Raw genomic sequence first — 14,390 nt, 5'->3', positions numbered from 1 at the left:
GGTAATTTATCAACACATTCAGTAATGTTTTTAGTTTCTCGGTCTTTTGACCAGCAGATTTTTGGAATTAAAATAAGGGGTTTGAGACACGATTTTAATAGTAGTACGATGGCAAAGTGATGTTATTGAAGTGTCGTTTGATATACATGTCTGCAATGTTGTTTTATAAGACAGGATGACGTAGCTGAGCAAAGAAATGAGCATTGTCGAATGACATCATGTGTCTTATTAAAATTGCAATGGGCATAGCATAGGTATATTCACAGTCGATCTTCTTGATTTCTACATTATCATAATACGTAGTGTAAAAGTTATACGACAGTCGATAGTCGATTCGCTTTTTACCACGAGCAATTATTATGTGTTGCTTCAACTTCGACTTCAATTTACTTTTAATGAATGTCATTAGACTCTGACTATTCTGATTAATATTTAATATGTTATGCGTGTGTTCAAACCCCTGAGGTTCATCTGTCTCGCTCACGTCAATCCCTCCTATCTTAGTATTTAAACAACGCATATCAACTATGCGACATGTGTTGCTTAGACATACTATACTACTATGTCGTACGCTTGCCAATAAACACGCACATATCATTTGTTGCCTAAACAACATATTGCCTGAAGTGTTGTTTAAGTACGCAAAAACAAAAATGCTTGTCACTAAAATCTATATGTTTTAATGACAAGCTTATTTTCATTCAGTTAACGACTGCCAATATGGCATTGTAGAGTATAAGACGTTGATTTATGTCCTAGACACGGCTAATCAATCGTAATACGTTAAATTTTATTGTGTGTACAAGTATGAACCTAAGTCACATAGTGTTTTCAAGATGCATGACTAAATACCAAGTTTTATTAAAAATGTGCTATATGATGAATTAAAAATGGAAGGTTGCGATCGATAAACACATCGGCTGTCTCTTGACTCGTGTTAAACCAATGTAATGCTAAGCCTGATATACCAGCTGCTAAAAAGCTCCCACTATTTACAATGATATCTCGTTGATGCTCTGGATAGCTGTTTTCTAACATAATCGCAAAAATATCTTCTAATTCATTATTAATACGTTGATGTGCTTTGTTGCAAAATGCTTCACTATTTAATTCGCAAGACTTTGCAGCATCTTTGATATAACTCGCAATTGAAATGAAAATATTACGCAGTACCTTTTCATTAATGACATTAGAAATGTTCAAGTTATCATTCAAGTCTTTTAAAATGGTTACAGACAATGTGTAGTCTAGGAGGTCTTCTTTATCAGTGAAATGAGCGTAAAATGTTGCACGATTTAGCGTAGCAATATCAGTGATATCTTTAACTGTAATTTGAGATAATTTCTTTTCTCTAGAAATTTTAAGAAAAGCATCGACAAGCAATTGTTTGGTTCTAACGATTCTTGGATCTATGGATTTACTTTCCATCATTTGTTCACTACCTAACATCTGTTGTTTTAACACTTATTATCAGTATCTTCTATTATGTTGTCAATGGTGTTGATTGTGTGTAGGTGTTGATACGCTCCTAACAAATAATGTACCTTTTTGGTAAGCATTTGAATGTCTTTCTTCTATTATATTAATGGATTTTAAAAATGAAGATAAAATAAAAGTGTATTGTAACAATATGTTTGAAAAATTGCCAATTTCTTTATCTAAAAATTCAGAATTTTGTGATATACTATTTTTCATAGTCTTGAGTTATAGATGATACTGCTAGCCTAAATATAACAACATCGGCATGCACATCTTAGAATTTAAGCTAGTGGAGCTTATAACTTAAGGCTCTTTATTATTTGCATAAAGATGTATATACATAAATGGAAGGATGATATTATGACATCAATTAAAACAATTACACCCAAAGATTTTATATTTAGAGTTTTATCAGGTGTCGCCATAGGTATTGTTGCGGGTTTAGTTCCTAATGCGATACTTGGAGAAATTTTTAAATACTTTATGGATTATCATCCGATTTTTAAAACGTTATTAGGCGTTGTCGTTGCAATTCAATTTACAGTACCTGCTTTGATTGGTGCATTGGTTGCCATGAAATTTGACCTATCGCCATTAGCAATTGCTGTTGTGGCAAGTGCAGCATATGTAGGAAGCGGTGCAGCGCAGTTTAAAAATGGTGCTTGGATGATTACGGGTATTGGTGATTTAATTAATACAATGATTACAGCAGCGATTGCAGTGTTGTTCATTTTACTTATTCAACATCGCGTAGGTAGTATGGCATTGATTGTATTCCCAACAGTTGTTGGCGGTATTTCAGGTGCAATTGGTGTTTTAATATTGCCGTATACGAAAATGATTACAACAGCCATCGGTAATATGGTTAATGGTTTTACAGAATTACAACCGATTGTCATGAGTATTTTGATTTCAATGGTATTTAGTCTTATTATTATTTCTCCACTATCAACTGTGGCCATTGCCTTTGCGATAGGTATTACAGGTTTAGCAGCTGGGTCAGCGTCAATTGGTATTTCCGCGACTGAAGCAGTATTGATAATTGGTACAAGTAAAGTGAATCGTTTAGGGGTGCCGTTATCCGTCTTCTTTGGAGGCGTTAAAATGATGATACCTAATATGGTGAAATATCCAATTCTTATGTTACCAATATTGACGACAGCCATTGTATCAGGTTTGGTATCAGCATTAGTAGGTATTCATGGAACGAAAGAGTCAGCTGGATTTGGTTTTATAGGAATGGTAGGACCGATTAATGCATTTAAATTCATGGAGGTTGATTCTGCTTGGTTGAGTGTCTTACTAATTGTAGTAGCGTTCTTTGTTGTACCATTTGTAACAGCTTGGCTTGCAGATATCATTTATCGTAAAGTGTTTCGTTTATATACTAATGATATTTTTAAATTCATGGGATAAGGACAGTATGTTTTTTGAAAATATGAGACCAAAAATTATTTAATGTTATTGTGAATTGAGAGAATAAAGTTTAACAATATAATTGAGCTGTAGTTTATTTGTGCTTATAAAAGATAAGACAATTCACAAAAGATGTGTGCATAGTAACTTTGAATATATAACAATAATAGCAATCAACACATTTGCAGAACCATATGTGTTGATTGCTTTTTAATTGCGTTTAATGTACGAAAATAAGAGAAGTTACATGTCAGATATATTACAGCTATGTAACAAAAATACAATCTGTAATATTACGAAAGTTGTAATAGTTGAGCTAAACATAGTAAAAATCTTATGTGTTAAAGACTATTTCAAGGGTTTATTGGATTCTAAAAGGCACATATTTCACATTACAGTATAAAACAGCCATATTTCGACATTACAAATGAAACTTGATATTGTAATGTTTTGTAAAGAAAGTGTAATTTACTGGCTGGTTTTTTGTGATATAGTGATTACCGTTGAAAGAAATAAAAGACAATTTAAACTTGCACTACGACATTTCAAATTCAAAATATAATTACTAAAAACATAAACTTACAATTATTACTGGAGGATTTTTTACTATGAAAAAGACAATTATGGCATCATCATTAGCAGTGGCATTAGGTGTAACAGGTTACGCAGCAAGCACAGGACATGAAGCACACGCTGCTGAAGTAAACGTTGATCAAGCACACTTAGTTGACTTAGCACACAATCACCAAGATCAATTAAATGCAGCTCCAATCAAAGATGGTGCATATGACATCCACTTTGTAAAAGATGGTTTCCAATATAACTTCACTTCAAATGGTACTACATGGTCATGGAGCTATGAAGCAGCTAATGGTCAAACTGCTGGTTTCTCAAACGTTGCAGGTGCTGACTACACTACTTCATACAACCAAGGTTCAAATGTACAATCAGTAAGCTACAATGCACAATCAAGTAACTCAAACGTTGAAGCTGTTTCAGCTCCAACTTACCATAACTACAGCACTTCAACTACTTCAAGTTCAGTGAGATTAAGCAATGGTAATACTGCAGGTGCTACTGGTTCATCAGCAGCTCAAATCATGGCTCAACGTACTGGTGTTTCAGCTTCTACATGGGCTGCAATCATCGCTCGTGAATCAAATGGTCAAGTAAATGCTTACAACCCATCAGGTGCTTCAGGTTTATTCCAAACTATGCCAGGTTGGGGTCCAACAAACACTGTTGACCAACAAATCAACGCAGCTGTTAAAGCATACAAAGCACAAGGTTTAGGTGCTTGGGGATTCTAATTCCTTCATAATTAATAAAAGTAATGTTTAGACATTAAATATATAGCTCTTCCCATAGAAATTGGGGAGAGTTTTTTTATTAATTAAAAATACATTTCTTAAAAAGTGGATATTGAAGTTAGGGAAATTTATTGGACTTTATTGTATTACTGCTAAAATACTTGTCTTTATTAAGTGCCAAGTGGAATGAAACTTCATTTGAGGCTGTACTGAGTACACTAGATACAAACTAAACGCACATTTTATGATTAAATTAAATGAAAAAGGAGATAAAAATGGCTATAAACATAATTGAATATAATAGGTCTTATAAGGAAGAGTTAATCAAATTTATTTTATCGATTCAAAAAAATGAATTTAATATAAATATTGATAGGAATGATTAACCTGATTTGGAAAACATCGAACATAATTATTTGAATAACGGAGGTCAATTTTGGCTTGCAATAAACAATCATCAAAATATTGTTGGTACTATAGGTTTGATTAGACTAGATAATAATATGTCTGCACTTAAAAAAATGTTTGTTGATGAAGGTTATAGGAATTTAAAAATAGGTAAAAAACTTTTAGATAAAGTTATAATGACATGTAAAGAACAAAATATCGATGGTATTTATTTAGGAACAATTGATAAATTTATTAGTGCACAGTATTTTTATTCTAATAATGGCTTCCGTGAAATTAAGCGAGGAGATTTACCAAGTAGTTTTCCTAAATTAGATGTAGATAATAGGTTTTATTATAGAAATTTAAAAGATTAATTCAATGCAATGAATAATTGATATGACAATCTTAGTAATATTCATTTTAAAAGTGACACATAGCGTTTAAATATAAAGGCTGACGTGATATATCGTCTGGTTTAAATTAGAGGATAGGCTGCATTTCACTTTATTTTCAATACATGTTAGTTTATTCAACTTTTTAAAAGTAAATTCCGAATAGCATATCTTAATGATTCTGTTACAGTAAGATGCATAAAATATAAAACGAACCTTTTTTGTAAAAATATAATGAAAATAGCAGTTATTTTGTTAAAAATTCAAGAATCTATGATAATCTATGTTATGTAGTAAAATCGACAAATTTATATGTGGTTTGCAGTAATGAAATTAATTGTAATAATTGTTTTCTACTTAATAAAAAATTTAAAACTATCTTAATTAAGGGTTAAATCAATTAATGAAAATCAGTGCAATATTTTATTTTCAAAAATATTGTGATATGCTACAAAATAGAGAAAAATAAATGGGGCGTTTATTAACATGGATACAAAAGACTTTAAACGTTTAGAAAAAATGTATTCCCCGCGATACTTACCCGGATTAGATGGATTGAGGGCATTCGCAGTTATAGGAATCATTATTTATCACTTGAATGCACAATGGTTAAGTGGGGGCTTTTTAGGAGTAGATACATTCTTCGTTATTTCAGGTTATTTAATAACAAGTTTGTTGATAAGTGAGTATTATCGGACGCAAAAAATCGATTTGCTAGAGTTTTGGAAGCGACGATTGAAACGACTCATTCCGGCAGTGTTATTTTTAATCTGTGTCGTGCTTACGTTCACACTGATATTTAAACCGGAATTGATTATACAAATGAAACGAGATGCTATTGCAGCTATATTCTATGTTTCAAACTGGTGGTACATTTCACAGAATGTAGATTATTTTAACCAATTTGCTATTGAACCACTCAAACATTTATGGTCTTTAGCCATTGAAGAACAATTTTACTTGCTTTTCCCATTGGTTATCACGTTCTTATTACATAGATTTAAACCGAGAAATATTATTCAAACGCTATTTATTGTATCGTTGATTTCTTTAGGACTTATGATAGTGATTCATTTTATCACTGGAGATAATTCACGTGTGTATTTTGGGACAGATACACGACTGCAAACTTTATTGCTTGGTTGTATATTAGCATTTATTTGGCCTCCGTTTGCTTTGAAAAAAGATATTTCTAAAAAGATTGTCGTATCATTAGATATTATAGGGATATCTGGTTTTGCGGTGCTAATGACTTTGTTCTTTATAGTTGGAGACCAAGATCAATGGATATATAATGGAGGATTTTACATTATATCATTTGCAACTTTATTCATTATTGCGATTGCGGTACATCCTTCTAGTTTATTTGCTAAATTTTTAAGTATGAAACCTTTACTAATTATAGGTAAACGATCATATAGCTTATATTTATGGCATTATCCTATCATTGTTTTTGTGAACAGTTATTACGTACAAGGACAAATACCGGTATACGTTTATATTATAGAAATTTTGTTAACAGCGTTAATGGCTGAAATTTCGTATCGCTTTATTGAAACACCTATACGTAAAAAAGGATTTAAAGCTTTTGCATTTTTACCTAAAAAGAAGAGTCAATTTGCTAGAACTGTGTTAGTTATCTTATTATTGATTCCATCTATCATTGTGCTCAGTGGGCAATTTGATGCACTTGGTAAACAACATGAAGCTGAGAAGAAAGAGAAGAAGACTGAATTTAAAACAACGAAGAAAAAGGTCGTTAAAAAAGATAAGCAAGAGGATAAGCAGACGGCGAATAGTAAAGAGGATATTAAAAAGTCATCACCACTATTAATTGGTGACTCGGTTATGGTGGATATTGGTAATGTCTTTACTAAGAAAATACCAAATGCACAAATTGATGGTAAAGTTGGACGGCAACTCGTTGATGCTACACCAATTGTGAAATCGCAATATAAAGACTATGCTAAAAAAGGTCAAAAAGTTGTAGTAGAGCTTGGTACAAATGGGGCATTTACGAAAGATCAATTAAATGAATTATTGGATAGTTTTGGAAAAGCAGACATATATTTAGTTTCTATTAGAGTACCTAGAAATTATGAAGGTAGAATAAATAAATTAATATACGAAGCAGCTGAAAAGCGTCCTAATGTACATCTAGTCGATTGGTATAAAGCTTCTGCAGGTCATCCAGAGTACTTTGCTTATGACGGCATACATTTAGAATATGCAGGTAGTAAAGCATTGACTGATTTGATTGTAAAAACGATGGAAACACATGCTACAAATAAGAAATAACTTGATGCACTAAACTTTTGAAATATTACATTACTTCTGATATTTATTATCAAAAAGGATGTATTTCATTAAAAGTTTAGTGCTTTTTTATTTTCAAATCCCATGTTAACAGTGCAGAAAAAGTGTTGTGAACATTCTAATTGGTATATTACATTCAATGATGCTTTGTTAGGAACAGATTACATTATGATAACAAAGACCACAAGGTACCTAATCTCTGTTATAGTTTGTTTTGTCGCAAAACTATAAAAGTTATAATTATTTGCATACTAAAAAAATAAAAAATATAAAATTTAAAATAATTGAGTCGCTAATGACTATATGTATAGAGTGTTTTGATTATTGGGAGGATATTTAATTATGAAAAAAATCGTTACAGCTACAATCGCTACAGCAGGACTTGCCACTATCGCATTTGCAGGACATGATGCACAAGCCGCAGAACAAAATAACAATGGATATAATTCTAATGACGCTCAATCATACAGCTATACGTATACAATTGATGCACAAGGTAATTATCATTACACTTGGACAGGAAATTGGAATCCAAGTCAATTAACGCAAAACAACACATACTATTACAATAACTACAATACTTATAGTTATAACAATGCATCTTACAATAACTACTATAATCATTCATATCAATACAATAACTATACAAACAATAGCCAAACAGCAACAAATAACTATTACACTGGTGGTTCAGGTGCAAGTTATAGCACAACAAGCAATAATGTTCATGTGACTACAACTGCAGCGCCATCTTCAAATGGTCGTTCAATTTCTAATGGTTATGCATCAGGAAGTAACTTATATACTTCAGGACAATGTACTTATTATGTATTTGATCGTGTTGGTGGGAAAATTGGTTCAACATGGGGCAATGCTAGTAATTGGGCTAGCGCAGCTGCATCATCTGGCTATACAGTGAACAATACACCAAAAGCTGGCGCTATCATGCAAACAACACAAGGCTATTACGGTCATGTTGCTTACGTTGAAGGCGTTAACAGCAACGGTTCTGTTCGTGTTTCAGAAATGAACTATGGACATGGTGCTGGTGTGGTTACATCTCGTACAATTTCAGCAAACCAAGCAGGTTCATATAATTTTATTCATTAATCAAATGTAAATCAAATGACGTCAATATTCTCTAACATGAGAGTATTGGCGTTTTTGTTTTATATAAATATAAATGAGAGCGGTTTATTCACTGATCTTTAGGGAACTAAGTAATAAAATGATAATTTATACTATGTCAGTATGATTGAGAGTGATTCAATTTAGATGAAAAGCATGAAAAAATATATCAAAACAGCATTTTTCTGTAGTATGTATTGGTTAATTGTTCAACTAAATATAGCAAATTTAGGTACAAGAATTCCTGACAAGTATTTTCGTCAGAAGCATATAATATTTAAATCATTTAACTTTGAGAAGCATGGAAAATTTTGGAACAAATGGTTTTACGTAAGAAAATGGAAGCATAAGATTTTAGATGGTCATAAGCTTAATCGAAATATATATGATCAGCGTCATTTAATGACAATCAATACTGATGAAATTGAAAAAATGATTATAGAGACAAAGAGGGCAGAGTTGATCCATTGGATATCGATACTTCCAGTCATCATATTCATTAAAGGACCTCGTTTAGTAAAGTATATAAATGTTTTCTATGCAATGATAGCTAATGTTCCAATCATTATTGTGCAACGTTATAATCGACCGAGATTAACGCAGTTACTACGCATATTAAAACGAAGAGGTGAACGTCATGACTAAACATATCATCGTTATTGGTGGTGGCTTAGGTGGGATTTCTGCAGCAATTCGAATGGCACAAAGTGGCTATTCGGTCTCATTATATGAACAAAATAATCATATAGGAGGCAAAGTGAATCGTCATGAATCAGATGGCTTTGGCTTTGATTTAGGTCCATCTATTTTAACGATGCCTTATATTTTTGAAAAATTATTCGAATATAGCAAGAAGCAAATGTCAGACTACGTTACAATCAAGAGATTGCCACATCAATGGCGTAGCTTTTTTCCAGATGGAACGACTATCGATTTGTATGAAGGTATTAAAGAAACAGGTCAGCATAATGCGATATTGTCGAACAAGGATATAGAGGAACTGCAAAATTATTTGAATTATACAAGACGAATCGATCGTATTACTGAAAAAGGGTATTTTAACTATGGTTTAGATACACTATCTCAAATTATTAAATTTCATGGACCATTAAATGCACTTATTAATTATGATTATGTACATACTATGCAACAGGCCATAGACAAGCGTATCTCGAATCCATTCTTGCGACAAATGTTAGGCTATTTTATTAAATATGTAGGTTCTTCATCATACGATGCGCCAGCAGTATTATCTATGTTATTCCATATGCAACAAGAGCAAGGCCTTTGGTATGTAGAAGGTGGAATCCATCATTTAGCCAATGCCTTGGAAAAGCTAGCGCGTGAAGAAGGTGTCACAATTCATACAGGTACACGTGTGGACAATATTAAAACATATCAAAGACGTGTGACGGGTGTCAGATTAGATACAGGTGAGTTTGTAAAGGCAGATTATATTATTTCAAATATGGAAGTCATACCTACTTATAAATATTTACTTCACCTTGGTACTCAACGATTAAACAAATTAGAGCGGGAATTTGAGCCAGCAAGCTCAGGATATGTGATGCATTTAGGTGTTGCTTGCCAATACCCGCAATTAGCACATCATAATTTCTTTTTTACGGAAAATGCTTATCTCAATTATCAACAAGTTTTTCATGAAAAGGTATTGCCAGATGATCCGACCATTTATCTAGTAAATACGAATAAAACTGATCACACACAAGCGCCAGTAGGTTATGAAAATATCAAAGTCTTACCACATATTCCATATATTCAAGATCAGCCTTTTACAACTGAAGATTATGCGAAGTTTAGGGATAAAATTTTAGATAAATTAGAAAAAATGGGACTCACTGATTTAAGAAAACACATTATTTATGAAGATGTTTGGACACCGGAGGATATTGAAAGAAATTATCGTTCTAATCGTGGTGCAATATATGGTGTTGTAGCAGATAAAAAGAAAAACAAAGGATTTAAATTTCCTAAAGAAAGTCAGTATTTTGAAAACTTGTACTTTGTAGGGGGATCAGTAAATCCTGGTGGTGGCATGCCAATGGTTACATTAAGTGGGCAACAAGTCGCAGACAAAATAAACGCGCGAGAAGCGAAGAATAGGAAGTGATATCTATGAAATGGTTATCACGAATATTAACAGTAATAGTGACCATGTCTATGGCGTGTGGTGCATTGATATTTAATCGTAGACATCAGCTAAAGGCGAAAACGCTGAACTTCAATCATAAATCATTAACAATTATTATTCCGGCTAGAAACGAAGAAAAAAGAATAGGTCATTTACTACATTCGATAATACAACAGCAAGTTCCAGTAGATGTCATTGTTATGAATGACGGATCGACAGATGAAACAGCACGTGTAGCGCGTTCGTATGGTGCGACTGTAGTAGATGTTGTTGATGATGTTGACGGTAAATGGTATGGGAAATCACATGCTTGTTATCAAGGTGTGACGCATGCATGTACGAATCGTATTGCTTTTGTAGATGCTGATGTAACTTTCTTAAGGAAAGATGCTGTTGAAACGTTGATTAATCAGTATCAATTACAAGGTGAAAAAGGATTGTTAAGCGTACAGCCTTATCATATAACAAAGCGTTTCTACGAAGGGTTTTCAGCGATATTTAATTTAATGACAGTCGTTGGTATGAATGTATTTTCTACCTTAGACGACGGTCGGACTAACCAGCATGCATTTGGACCGGTGACATTAACAAATAAAGAAGATTATTATGCAACTGGAGGTCATAAAAGTGCGAACCGTCATATTATTGAAGGATTTGCTTTAGGAAGTGCATATACTTCACAATCATTGCCCGTAACAGTTTATGAAGGATTTCCATTTGTTGCATTTCGCATGTATCAAGAAGGATTTCAGTCATTACAAGAAGGATGGACAAAGCATTTGTCGACTGGGGCAGGTGGCACAAAGCCTAAGATCATGGCAGCAATTGTGTTGTGGTTGTTCGGTTCTATTGCGAGTATTTTAGGGCTATGTCTTAGTTTAAAATATCGCCAAATGTCTGTAGGAAAAATATTAACAGTTTACTTGAGCTATACTACACAATTTATTTATCTGCATCGAAGGGTCGGCCAATTTTCTAATTTATTAATGGTATGTCATCCATTGTTATTTATGTTTTTTACTAAAATTTTCATCCAATCTTGGAAACAAACGCATCGTTATGGTGTAGTTGAATGGAAAGGTCGTCAATATTCTATATCTAAAGAACAATAAATCAAGGTAATGGCATTTCAATATAGGAGGACTAGTATGACAATGATGGCTATGAATTTTAAATATTGTCATAAAATCATGAAGAAACATTCAAAAAGCTTTTCTTACGCTTTTGACTTGTTACCAGAAGATCAAAGAAAAGCGGTTTGGGCAATTTATGCTGTGTGTCGTAAAATTGATGACAGTATAGATGTTTATGGCGATATTCAATTTTTAAATCAAATAAAAGAAGATATACAATCTATTGAAAAATACCCATATGAACATCATCACTTTCAAAGTGATCGTAGAATCATGATGGCTCTTCAGCATGTTGCACAACAAAAAAATATCGCCTTTCAATCTTTCTATAATCTCATTGATACTGTATATAAAGATCAACATTTTACAATGTTTGAAACGGACGCTGAATTATTCGGATATTGTTATGGTGTTGCTGGTACAGTAGGTGAAGTATTGACGCCGATTTTAAGTGATCATGAAACACATCAGACATACGATGTCGCAAGAAGGCTTGGTGAATCGTTGCAATTGATTAATATATTAAGAGATGTCGGTGAAGATTTTGAAAATGAACGGATATATTTTAGTAAGCAACGATTAAAGCAATATGAAGTTGATATTGCTGAAGTGTACCAAAATGGTGTTAATAATCATTATATTGACTTATGGGAATATTATGCAGCTATCGCAGAAAAAGATTTTCGAGATGTTATGGATCAAATCAAAGTATTTAGTATTGAAGCACAACCAATCATAGAATTAGCAGCACGTATATATATTGAAATACTGGACGAAGTGAGACAGGCTAACTATACATTACATGAACGTGTTTTTGTGGATAAGCGGAAAAAAGCAAAGTTGTTTCATGAAATAAATAGTAAATATCATAGAATATAGGTGGTTGAATAATGAAGATTGCAGTAATTGGTGCAGGTGTCACAGGATTAGCAGCGGCAGCCCGTATTGCTTCTCAAGGTCATGAAGTGACGATATTTGAAAAAAATACTAACGTAGGCGGGCGTATGAATCAATTAAAGAAAGACGGCTTTACATTTGATATGGGTCCCACAATTGTCATGATGCCAGATGTTTATAAAGATGTATTTACAATGTGTGGTAAAAATTATGAAGATTATATTGAATTGAGACAATTACGTTATATTTACGATGTGTATTTTGACCGCGATGATCGTATAACGGTGCCTACAGATTTAGCTGAATTACAGCACATGCTAGAAAGTATAGAACCTGGTTCAACGCATGGTTTTATGTCATTTTTAACGGATGTTTATAAAAAATATGAAATTGCACGTCGCTATTTCTTAGAAAGAACGTATCGCAAACCAAGTGACTTTTATAATATGACGTCACTTGTGCAAGGTGCTAAGTTAAAAACGTTAAATCATGCAGATCAGCTAATTGAACATTATATTGATAACGAAAAGATACAAAAGCTTTTAGCGTTTCAAACGTTATACATAGGAATTGATCCAAAACGAGGCCCGTCACTATATTCAATTATTCCTATGATTGAAATGATGTTTGGTGTGCATTTTATTAAAGGCGGTATGTATGGCATGGCTCAAGGGCTAGCGCAATTAAATAAAGATTTAGGCGTTAATATTGAACTTAATGCTGAAATTGAGCAAATTATTATTGATCCTAAATTCAAACGAGCTGATGCGATAAAAGTGAATGGTGACATAAGAAAATTTGATAAAATTTTATGTACGGCTGATTTCCCTAGTGTTGCGGAATCATTAATGCCAGATTTTGCACCTATTAAAAAGTATCCACCACATAAAATTGCAGACTTAGATTACTCTTGTTCAGCATTTTTAATGTATATCGGTATAGATATTGATGTGACAGATCAAGTGAGACTTCATAATGTTATTTTTTCAGATGATTTTAGAGGCAATATTGAAGAAATATTTGAGGGACGTTTATCATATGATCCTTCTATTTATGTGTATGTTCCAGCGGTCGCTGATAAATCACTTGCGCCAGAAGGCAAAACTGGTATTTATGTGTTAATGCCGACTCCGGAACTTAAAACAGGTAGCGGAATCGATTGGTCAGATGAAGCTTTGACGCAACAAATAAAGGAAATTATTTATCGTAAATTAGCAACAATTGAAGTATTTGAAGATATAAAATCGCATATTGTTTCAGAAACAATCTTTACGCCAAATGATTTTGAGCAAACGTATCATGCGAAATTTGGTTCGGCATTCGGTTTAATGCCAACTTTAGCGCAAAGTAATTATTATCGTCCACAAAATGTATCGCGAGATTATAAAGATTTATATTTTGCAGGTGCAAGTACGCATCCAGGTGCAGGCGTTCCTATTGTCTTAACGAGTGCGAAAATAACTGTAGACGAAATGGTTAAAGATATTGAGCAAGGCGTTTAAGGGAGTAGTCTAAGAGAAAGATGTGAGAAAAGTATAAGGGGAACGTAAAAGGCATAGTGAAATAAGTATGTGCTTAAGAAGTTTTATTTAACAATGAATGACGCCTGTTAAGGTTCACGTTTGAATACGTACCTTGATGGGCGTTATACTTTATATAAGCATATCTAACTGGTTGCGCATGCGGATATGCATGGCAGTTAAATCCTAACGATTGAGCGCATATTAATCTGAAAATTCCTAATATTGACAATAATATTGTACCTACCTAAAATTAA

General features: G+C 33.0%; 12 protein-coding genes and 1 pseudogene. 11 read left to right on the top strand and 2 right to left on the bottom strand.

Features of this window, described 5'->3' with window-relative positions; genetic code table 11:
- Positions 1–163 precede the first annotated feature (163 nt).
- Positions 164–664 carry a hypothetical protein gene (locus tag IDG45_RS01785; protein WP_014533136.1) on the bottom strand — a complete coding sequence of 167 codons (501 nt, stop codon included), beginning with the start codon at positions 662–664 and terminating at the stop codon, positions 164–166.
- Positions 665–861: 197 nt separating this feature from the next.
- Positions 862–1,431: a TetR/AcrR family transcriptional regulator gene (locus IDG45_RS01780; protein ID WP_072357733.1), complete on the bottom strand. Its 570-nt coding sequence runs from the start codon at positions 1,429–1,431 to the stop codon at positions 862–864.
- 184 nt (positions 1,432–1,615) lie between these two features.
- Here IDG45_RS01780 and IDG45_RS01775 point away from each other — a divergent pair, with 184 nt between their 5' ends.
- From IDG45_RS01775 to IDG45_RS01725, 11 genes and pseudogenes are all read left to right on the top strand, one after another.
- Positions 1,616–1,714 carry a hypothetical protein gene (locus IDG45_RS01775; RefSeq protein WP_223181132.1) on the top strand — a complete coding sequence of 33 codons (99 nt, stop codon included), beginning with the start codon at positions 1,616–1,618 and terminating at the stop codon, positions 1,712–1,714.
- Positions 1,715–1,839: 125 nt separating this feature from the next.
- Positions 1,840–2,895 carry a PTS sugar transporter subunit IIC gene (locus tag IDG45_RS01770; RefSeq protein WP_000200684.1) on the top strand — a complete coding sequence of 352 codons (1,056 nt, stop codon included), beginning with the start codon at positions 1,840–1,842 and terminating at the stop codon, positions 2,893–2,895.
- A 608-nt stretch (positions 2,896–3,503) separates the two neighbouring features.
- Positions 3,504–4,205: a lytic transglycosylase IsaA gene (isaA, locus tag IDG45_RS01765; protein ID WP_000751274.1), complete on the top strand. Its 702-nt coding sequence runs from the start codon at positions 3,504–3,506 to the stop codon at positions 4,203–4,205.
- A gap of 275 nt (positions 4,206–4,480) precedes the next feature.
- Positions 4,481–4,969 (top strand): annotated as a pseudogene (locus IDG45_RS01760) (GNAT family N-acetyltransferase).
- A gap of 504 nt (positions 4,970–5,473) precedes the next feature.
- Entirely contained in the window at positions 5,474–7,285 is a 1,812-nt protein-coding gene (locus IDG45_RS01755) for an acyltransferase family protein (RefSeq protein WP_000379826.1), read from the top strand.
- Between the two features lie 360 nt (positions 7,286–7,645).
- Positions 7,646–8,413, top strand: coding sequence for a CHAP domain-containing protein (locus IDG45_RS01750; protein ID WP_000725226.1), 768 nt, complete (start codon positions 7,646–7,648; stop codon positions 8,411–8,413).
- A 174-nt stretch (positions 8,414–8,587) separates the two neighbouring features.
- Complete coding sequence (crtO, locus tag IDG45_RS01745) at positions 8,588–9,076, top strand: glycosyl-4,4'-diaponeurosporenoate acyltransferase (RefSeq protein ID WP_001807273.1); 489 nt, start codon at positions 8,588–8,590, stop codon at positions 9,074–9,076.
- Complete coding sequence (locus tag IDG45_RS01740; protein WP_000160465.1) at positions 9,069–10,562, top strand: phytoene desaturase family protein; 1,494 nt, start codon at positions 9,069–9,071, stop codon at positions 10,560–10,562. Before crtO ends, IDG45_RS01740 begins: the two co-directional genes overlap by 8 nt.
- 5 nt (positions 10,563–10,567) lie before the next feature.
- The gene (gene crtQ, locus IDG45_RS01735) at positions 10,568–11,695 is read left to right on the top strand and encodes a 4,4'-diaponeurosporenoate glycosyltransferase (protein ID WP_000871737.1); all 1,128 of its coding nucleotides are present in this window, start codon (positions 10,568–10,570) and stop codon (positions 11,693–11,695) included.
- Positions 11,696–11,731: 36 nt separating this feature from the next.
- Positions 11,732–12,595 carry a 4,4'-diapophytoene synthase CrtM gene (gene crtM, locus IDG45_RS01730; RefSeq protein WP_000178303.1) on the top strand — a complete coding sequence of 288 codons (864 nt, stop codon included), beginning with the start codon at positions 11,732–11,734 and terminating at the stop codon, positions 12,593–12,595.
- A gap of 11 nt (positions 12,596–12,606) precedes the next feature.
- Entirely contained in the window at positions 12,607–14,115 is a 1,509-nt protein-coding gene (locus IDG45_RS01725) for a phytoene desaturase family protein (protein WP_000686193.1), read from the top strand.
- Positions 14,116–14,390 lie beyond the last annotated feature (275 nt).

Origin of the sequence: Staphylococcus sp. EG-SA-10, assembly GCF_017151945.1 — a bacterium.
GTDB classification, from domain to species: domain Bacteria; phylum Bacillota; class Bacilli; order Staphylococcales; family Staphylococcaceae; genus Staphylococcus; species Staphylococcus aureus.
The sequence above is the reverse complement of the archived record's forward strand: the minus strand, read 5'-3'. Positions and strand labels throughout refer to the sequence as shown.